Source organism: Acidimicrobiia bacterium (assembly GCA_035651955.1).
Lineage (GTDB): Bacteria > Actinomycetota > Acidimicrobiia > IMCC26256 > JAMXLJ01 > JAMXLJ01.
The window spans coordinates 123,870-131,665 of the sequence record DASRES010000081.1 but is presented as its reverse complement, the minus strand read 5'-3'; the positions used below and the strand labels follow the sequence as shown (position 1 = coordinate 131,665).

Genomic DNA, 7,796 nt, shown 5'->3' with positions numbered 1-7,796 from the left:
GGGCTCGTCGCGGAAGTAGCCGCGGCAGACGTTCGGACCGCGCACGAGGATCTCGCCGTCGGCGGGATCGATGCGGACCTCGACGGTCGGCAGCGGCGGCCCGACGGTGCCGATGCGGATCCGCTCGGGCGGGTTGAGCGTCGTCGGCCCGCAGTCCTCGGTCTGGCCGTACACCTCGCCGACGCGCAGGCCGACGCCGTGCAGCCACCCGAGCAGCTCTGCGGGGACGGGTGCAGCACCCGAGACGAGCACACGCGCGCGGTCGAGGCCGATGCGGGCGCGGATCTTCGCGCCGACGAGCCGGTCGAGGACCCGGTACAGCACGCGCTTCGTCGCGGGCATCGGCGCGCGGCCCTGCTCGCTCGCGACCCAGGCCGGCCCGAGCGCGAAGTAGCGGCGCGCGAGCTCGCGCGCGACGCCCGTCTGCCTGCCGACCTGCTCGAGCACGCCGTCGTGGATCTTCTGCCACACGCGCGGGACCGCGAAGAAGATGGTCGGCCGGCAGGCGGGCAGGTCCTCCGGAAGCGTCGCGAGGCTGCGCGCGAACCACGTCTCACCGCCCGCGACGATCTGCCCGAAGTGGCTCACGGTCCGCTCCGCGATGTGGCTGAGCGGCAGGAACGACAGGAAGCGGTCGTCCGGGCTGATCGGCACGACGGCCGTGATCGCGTCGACGGTCGCGACGATGTTCGCGTGGGTGATCATCGCGCCCTTCGGCGGCCCGGTCGTCCCGCTCGTGTACACGATCGTCGCGAGGTCGTCCGGTGTGACGGCCGTCGCGCGCTCTTCGACGGCACGCGTGTCGGCTCGCAGGTGCTCGCGACCCTCCGCACGCAGCGCGTCGAACGACGTGACGAAGTCGTCGAGCGTCACGCCGGTCGCGTCGAAGACGACGACGCGCGCCAGCTGGTCGAGCGCGTCCCGTCGTTCGAGCACCTTCGTGAGCTGCTGCGCGTCTTCGACGAAGCACACGCGCGCGCTCGAGTGACCGAGGATGTACTCGACCTGCTCGGGCGAGCTGGTCTGGTAGACGGGCACGGTCACACCGCCCGCGCACAGCGTGCCGACGTCCGCGACGTGCCACTCGAGTCGGTTGACGGACAGGACGCCCACGCGATCACCGGGTTCGACACCGGAGCGCGTCAGCGCCGCGGCGACCTCGTCCACCGCGGCGCCGTACTCCGCCCACGACACCTCGGCCCACTGGCCGCCGACGTTGCGGCGGAGCGCGGTCCGGTTCCCGAGCGAGCGGACCCGGTCGCGGAAGATCTCGACGATCGTCGACGCGCCGCCGCGGATCGTTGCGCCCGACCGTGAGGCCGGGACCGACGAGGTCATCTCCGCCATCGTGCCAGCTTCCGGCCGCCTGCGCGACGGACAACTCGGGCCAACTGCGCTTTCCGGCCTGGATGAGGGCAGGGCCCGGCGAACGGGCTAACGGACGTGCGTGATGTCGCGCGCAGTCCAGAAGCCGGGCTCCGGTCGGTCGGCACGGCCGCCCTTCGCGTACGCGCGCAGTCGCTGCAGCGCGGCGTCGTCCGTGAGCTCGACGACGTCGACGAACGCGGCCGGCCCGGCGGCGCGCAGCGCGAGGTCGGCTTCGCTGCCACGACGGGGGAGGTCCGTCGTCAGGAGGACGAGCGGCGAGTAGTCCTTCGCGTTCAGCACGTGCGCACGGCCGATCGCGCGCCAGACGGACTCCGTGCGGAAGAGCCCGGTGCGTGTCACGGCGAAGGCGCCGGACACGTCGAAGTACCAGGGCCGGCCGTCGGCGTCCTCGGCGACGAGCGCAACCGTCACACCGGTGCCGCGCAGCCGCTTGTTGCGCGCGGTGATCGTGAAGCCCGCCTGCTCAACGGTGTCCTCGGCGTACGCCGCGACGGGCTTGGCGACGTCCGGCGCGGGTGGGTCATCGCTGAGCGCGTCCGCGACCCGTTCACGCGCGATCGCGGCGTACTGCGGGTCGAGGTCGTAGCCGACGTAGCGGCGGTCGAGGCGCGCGGCGGCGACGAGCGTCGAGCCCGATCCCATGAAGGGGTCGAGCACGAGGTCGCGCTCGTACGTGTAGAGGCGGATCAGGCGTTCGGGCAGCTCGACGGGGAACGGCGCGGGATGGTGCACGCGGCGCGCGCTCTCGGGCGGGATGTCCCACACGTCGAGCGTCGCGGCCATGAACTCGTCGGTCGGGAGCGTCGCGACATGCGGGAGGTCGGCGCGCTCGCGGTCGCGCGCCGACTTCGCGCGGTCGAAGCGGCCCTTGCTCGCGACGACGACGCGCTCGGTCACGTCGCGCAGCACGGGGTTCGCTGGGCTGCGGAACGATCCCCACGCGCAGTTCCCGGCCGCGCCCTCGCCCTTGCGCCAGACGATCTCGCCGCGCAGCAGCAGGTGCAGCTTGTCCTGGAGGATCTCGATGACGTCCGCCGACAGGCTCCGGTACGGCTTGCGGCCGAGGTTGGCGACGTTGACCGCGATCCGGCCTCCGGCTTCGAGCGTCCGCTTGCACTCCGCGAAGACGTCGGTGAGGAGTTGCAGGTACTCGCGGTACGAGCCGGGGATGCCGTCGCGCGTCAGCTCCTCCTCGTACTGCTTGCCCGCGAAGTACGGCGGCGACGTGACGACGAGCGCGACCGAGCCGTCGGGCAGGTCGTCCATGTGGCGCGAGTCGCCGGTGCGGAACGGGTCGGCGATCGGCTCGGGCGCCGCGACGGTCTCGTCGGTCGTGAGCTCGGGTGGCTCGAACCGCTGGTAGAAGCCGGTGGCGTCGTGGCTCTCGCGCCGGCCGACACCGAAGTTCGACGTCGCGGTCGGTCGACGGTCGGCACCGCGGCGCGGCCTCGCGGCGCGCGCGTCGTCACCGGTCACGCGGTGAGCCTACGCGACCGTCGCGCGCACGGGGTCGAATGTCGCGACGCGCGCATTGCACGAGTCAGTCGCGCGTCGGCGCAACCGCGTCGAGGTCGAAGCCCGGCGGGAGTACGAGCAGCCCCTTGGTGACGAAGCCGCGGATGATCGTCGCCCACGTCGGACGCTTGTCGACGAGCGCGCGGAGCTCCGTCGTCGCGTCGTCCACGCGCCCGGCGAACGCGAGCGCGCCTGCGTGGAGGAAGCGGACGTTCTCGTCGTCGGGCAGGGCGCGGCGCGCCGGCACGGACTCCTCGAGCGCGGTCGTCGCGTCGCCCGCGAAGAGCGAGTCGACGGCGCGGTTGTACGCGGCATACGCGCCCGCGACGCGCATCAGCCGCCGGAGCTCCACGAGCGGGCGGTCGTGATGGTCGACCCGCAGGTCGCACACGATCCCGCCGCCCGGCGAGCGCGCCGGCTCACCGTCGACCACGACGATCGCGGCGGACATCCGACCGCGCGCGTCGCCTCCCTCGGCTTCGGCGGCGTCGAGCGCTGCGAGGAGACGCTCGCTGAGCGGGCCGGTCGCGCGCTCGAACGCCCGTCCCATCGCTGGCCACACTGCGGCGCTCGCCATCATGTTCGCCTGGACCGCGTAGCCGTCGCCGATGTGGTGCCCGGCGTAGTCGATGCAGAGCTCGCCGGTGAACGCGGCGGCGCGGCCCGACGCGTCGACGACGCCGACCTGGCGGAGCGCGGCCCCGTCGTCCGCGGCGCGTGCGGCGGCGAGCGCGTCGGACGCCGGGGCACCGCGCTCGAGCGCGTCGAGGCACCGTGGCCCGTAGGCCGGATCGGTCATGGCCTGCGACGCGACGGCGCCGACGCCCGCCCTCGCCCACGGCACCGAGCGACCGACCGCGAACATGCACGTCTGGACGGCCACGCCGAGCTGGCCGGTCTCCGGATCGCGGGCGACGATCGAGTACGTCACCGCTGGTGGTGTAGCAGAGACGCTCGTACCCTGCGATGAGTTCCGAGCCTCTCGATCGTCGTGTCGGGGACGAGCGCCCGGGCGAGGATGGGAGACCGCATGAGCGGTGTGCGCGTGCTGGTGGGGACGCGGAAGGGCGCGTTCGTGATGACGTCGGACGGGACGCGCCACGAGTGGGACGTGCGCGGCCCGTTCTTCGGCGGATGGGAGATCTTCCACGTCGCGGGGTCGGCGGCCGACCCGGACCGGTTGTACGCGTCGCAGTCGACGTCGTGGTTCGGTCAGGTCGTCCAGCGCTCGGACGACGGCGGACGGACGTGGGCACCGGTCGGCAACGACTTCCGCTACGACGGCGACGCGGGTACGCACCAGTGGTACGACGGCACGCCGCACCCGTGGGAGTTCGCGCGTGTGTGGCACTTCGAGCCGTCGCCCGACGATCCCGACACGGTGTACGCGGGCGTCGAGGACGCCGCCCTGTTCCGCTCGGTCGACGGCGGACGAACGTGGAGCGAGCTGCCCGGTCTGCGCGGCCACGGTTCGGGTCCGTTCTGGCAACCGGGCGCGGGCGGCATGTGCCTGCACACGATCGTGCTCGACCCCACGGACGAGAAGCGCATGCTCGTCGCCATCTCGGCTGCGGGCGTGTTCCGCACGGCGGACGGCGGCGAGACGTGGGAGCCGGCGAACCGCGGGCTGCACTCGGAGGGCATCCCGGATCCGGATGCCGAGGTCGGTCACTGCGTGCACCGGCTCGCGACGCATCCGTCGCGGCCGCACGTCGTGTTCATGCAGAAGCACTGGGACGTGATGCGCAGCGACGACGCGGGCGCCTCGTGGCGCGAGGTCAGCGGCGACCTGCCGACCGACTTCGGCTTCGCGATCGACGTGCACGCGCACGAGCCCGACACCGTGTACGTCGTGCCGATCACGAGCGACTCGGAGCACTACCCGCCCGAGGGCCGGTTGCGCGTCTACCGGAGCCGCACCGGCGGCGGTGAGTGGGAGCCGTTGACGCGCGGGCTGCCGCAGGAGCACTGCTACGTGAACGTGCTGCGCGACGCGATGGCGGTCGACCGGTTGGAGCCGTGCGGCGTGTACTTCGGGACGACCGGCGGTCAGGTGTACGCGTCGGCCGACGAGGGTGACTCGTGGGCCCCGATCGTGCGCGACCTTCCGGCCGTGCTGTCCGTGGAGGTGCAGACGCTGCCGTGACCGTGTCGGTGCGTGTCCGCCTCCCGGTTCACCTGCGGACGCTCGCCGGAGTGCCGGGCAGCGAGCTGCGCGTCGACGTCGCGGACGACCGCGTCACGGTGCGGGGAGTGCTCGACGCGTTGGAGTCCGACCATCCGGTGCTCTGCGGGATGGTGCGCGACCGGGTGACGGGTGAGCGGCGCGCGTTCGTCCGGTACTTCGCGGGTGAGGAGGACGTCTCGCACGACGACGTCGACGTGGCGCTGCCCGGCGCGATCGCGAGCGGGCGTGAGCCGTTCTGCGTCGTCGGCGCGATGGCCGGCGGGTGAGCGGGCTCAGCCGGGTCGGGCCCACGCGCGGCCGAGGTCGGTGAGCTCGTTCCTGGCGAACGCCTGGCCGACGGCAGCGTTGAGCTCGCGGCTCAGCGCGGCGTAGCTCGCGCCGTCACGCTCGGGTGTCCACGGCAGGTACGAGAAGAACTGCGACGACCAGTACGCCGACACGAACGGCACACCGGCCTTGCGGGCCCATTCGCCGGTGATGTCCAGGAACCGGATGTCGAGCGGCTCGAAGAACGAGAACGCGTCGAGACGGAACGTCCGGTCGCTCGCGGCCGGGGCGGCCTGCGTCGGCGACGCAACCTTGTACAGGTAGACCTCGTCGGCGACGATCGGCTTGCCGGCCCCGCGCGCGAGCGCGGTGTCCTGGGCGATCGTCGCGGCGATGTGCGCGTTCACCGGATAGATGTGCAGGTCGAGGTAGTCGACGGGTTCCTGGAGGATCGCCTGGTTGTACGTGGGCGCGACCCAGGTGGCCGCGCCCGCGCCGACCTTCGTCGAGCCCCGTGGCCCGATCCCCGCGAGCACGTCGTGGACGTAGCGCGCGCTGCCGGCCGGCGTGTCGAAGTCGTGCACGCCCGTCAGCGCGGCTTCGGTCGTCGGCTCGGCGAGGATCGTGAGGTAGTCGGGACGGACGCGCTCGACGACGATGCGCGCCTGGTCGACCGTGGCGCGGACGAACGCGTCGTACGACCCGTGGAACGAGTAGGAGCACTGCGCGAACACGGTTCCGCAGAACAGGGCTCCGAGCTCGACGTCGACGGTCAGCCCGCGGGCGCGCGCGTGGTCGGCGACGGCCGCGTAGAAGGACGCGTACGCGTCGCCGTCGGGACCGAACTGGGGGAGGAGCATCGGCAGCTTGATGCCCAGGGTCACGCCCTTGATCCCGATGGCGGCGAAGCGGTCCAGCCACCGATCGGCCGCGGTGAGGGTCGCGGGCTGCAGCAACGCGCGCAGCCGGTTGCCGTTCGCGACGAGCAGCTCGGCCGCGTGGACGGGTGATGCCGACGACGTGCTCGGGGACGGGAGCGCGTCGACCGTCGCCTGGTACGCGTCGAGTCCGGCACCGAGGGTCGTCGTGAGCGCGCCGTACTGCGCGGGGATCGGCGCCGGTGCGCTCGTCGGCGGGGTGGGCTGCGTCGACGGGCCGGGCGCCGGCGCGGCCTTGGACGTGGTCGTGTGCTTCGCTGCCGAGCCGCCACCCGACGAGCACGCCGACGCGATCACCGCGCACGCCACGGCGGCGACGAGCGTTCTGGATGCTGACGCCGTTCTCACCGGTCGAAGGTACGACGCGTCCGTGATGCGACAGGCAGCCGGTCGTGAAGTTCTCGTGATGCCGGCGTAGCCTCCGCCGCGATGAGTCGCGGCGTCCCGTCGTCGGCCGGAGACGGCGACACCGTGCAGCTTCCGAGCCGCGATGAGCTCGAGGCCGTCGCCCGTGACGTGCTCGATGCCGACACGTACGCGTACTACGCGTCGGGCGCGGGCGACGAGCGCAGCGTGCACGACAACGAGCGCGCGTGGAGGGAGTGGTACCTGCGCCCGCGCGTGCTCCTGGACGTGCGGGCGCTCGACACGCGCACCTCGGTGCTGGGTACGTCGCTGTCGATGCCGTTGCTGCTCGCGCCGTGCGCGTTCAACGGCTGGGCCCACCCGGACGGGGAGGCCGCGGTCGTGCGCGCCGCCCATCGCGCGGGCATCGTCCCGATCGTGTCGCAGTCGGCGACGCTGCCGTTCGACGAGGTCGCGCGCGCGTCCGACGGGCCGATCTGGTTCCAGTGCTACCCGGGGGCCGACGCCGACGTGAGCGATCGCGTCCTCGCGGGCGTGGTCGGCGCGGGTTGCCGCGCGATCGTCGTCACGGCGGACGCGCCCGTCGGCGGCATCCGGACGCGCGGGATGAGCCGCTTCGCAGCGTCGGCGGACGCAGGCGCGTTCACGACGGGTGGGAACGCGTCGCTGTGGCCGGGGCTCGACTGGGCGGCGGTCGCGCGCATCCGGCGGAGGATCGAGGTGCCGGTCGTCGTGAAGGGGGTGCTCCATCCCGGTGACGTCGAGCGGGCCGTCGAGCACGGCGTCGACGCGGTGATCGTGTCGAACCACGGCGGCCGGCAGCTCGAAGGAGTCGTGCCGACCGCGGTCGCGCTGCCCGGGATCGTCGACGCGGCCGCGGACCGGATCCCGGTGCTCGTCGACGGCGGCGTGCGCGACGGGCGTGACGTGCTGCGCGCGCTGGCGCTGGGCGCGGGCGCCGTCGCGATCGGGCGGCCGTACCTGTGGGCGCTCGCGATCGGCGGCGAGGCCGGCGTGCTCGCGCTGGTCGAGCGGTTCCGCACCGAGCTGCACAACGCGATGGCGCTGACCGGTCAGACGTCCGCGGCGGCCGTCGCGCGCGACGTCGTCGTCACCGATCGGGGCTAGGTTCC

Annotated in this window: 7 protein-coding genes; 3 read left to right on the top strand and 4 right to left on the bottom strand. The window is 73.1% G+C overall.

Features of this window, described 5'->3' with window-relative positions:
• The 3 genes from VFC33_17755 to VFC33_17745 form a co-directional block, all read right to left on the bottom strand.
• The coding region (locus tag VFC33_17755) for an AMP-binding protein (protein HZR15084.1) at positions 1-1,347 on the bottom strand (1,347 nt) is incomplete at its 3' end.
• An 87-nt stretch (positions 1,348-1,434) separates the two neighbouring features.
• Positions 1,435-2,865 carry a site-specific DNA-methyltransferase gene (locus VFC33_17750; protein ID HZR15083.1) on the bottom strand — a complete coding sequence of 477 codons (1,431 nt, stop codon included), beginning with the start codon at positions 2,863-2,865 and terminating at the stop codon, positions 1,435-1,437.
• A 64-nt stretch (positions 2,866-2,929) separates the two neighbouring features.
• The gene (locus VFC33_17745; protein ID HZR15082.1) at positions 2,930-3,835 is read right to left on the bottom strand and encodes a DUF1028 domain-containing protein; all 906 of its coding nucleotides are present in this window, start codon (positions 3,833-3,835) and stop codon (positions 2,930-2,932) included.
• A gap of 99 nt (positions 3,836-3,934) precedes the next feature.
• On the opposite strand from VFC33_17745, the gene VFC33_17740 reads away from it, so the two are divergent.
• Entirely contained in the window at positions 3,935-5,050 is a 1,116-nt protein-coding gene (locus VFC33_17740) for an exo-alpha-sialidase (protein HZR15081.1), read from the top strand.
• Positions 5,047-5,358 carry a hypothetical protein gene (locus VFC33_17735; protein ID HZR15080.1) on the top strand — a complete coding sequence of 104 codons (312 nt, stop codon included), beginning with the start codon at positions 5,047-5,049 and terminating at the stop codon, positions 5,356-5,358. The genes VFC33_17740 and VFC33_17735 overlap by 4 nt, the downstream gene beginning before the upstream one ends.
• Positions 5,359-5,364: 6 nt before the next feature.
• Here VFC33_17735 and VFC33_17730 read toward each other — a convergent pair whose 3' ends face one another.
• The gene (locus VFC33_17730; protein ID HZR15079.1) at positions 5,365-6,645 is read right to left on the bottom strand and encodes a hypothetical protein; all 1,281 of its coding nucleotides are present in this window, start codon (positions 6,643-6,645) and stop codon (positions 5,365-5,367) included.
• A gap of 81 nt (positions 6,646-6,726) precedes the next feature.
• Here VFC33_17730 and VFC33_17725 point away from each other — a divergent pair, with 81 nt between their 5' ends.
• Positions 6,727-7,791, top strand: coding sequence for an alpha-hydroxy acid oxidase (locus tag VFC33_17725; GenBank protein ID HZR15078.1), 1,065 nt, complete (start codon positions 6,727-6,729; stop codon positions 7,789-7,791).
• The last annotated feature ends 5 nt before the right edge of the window (positions 7,792-7,796 follow it).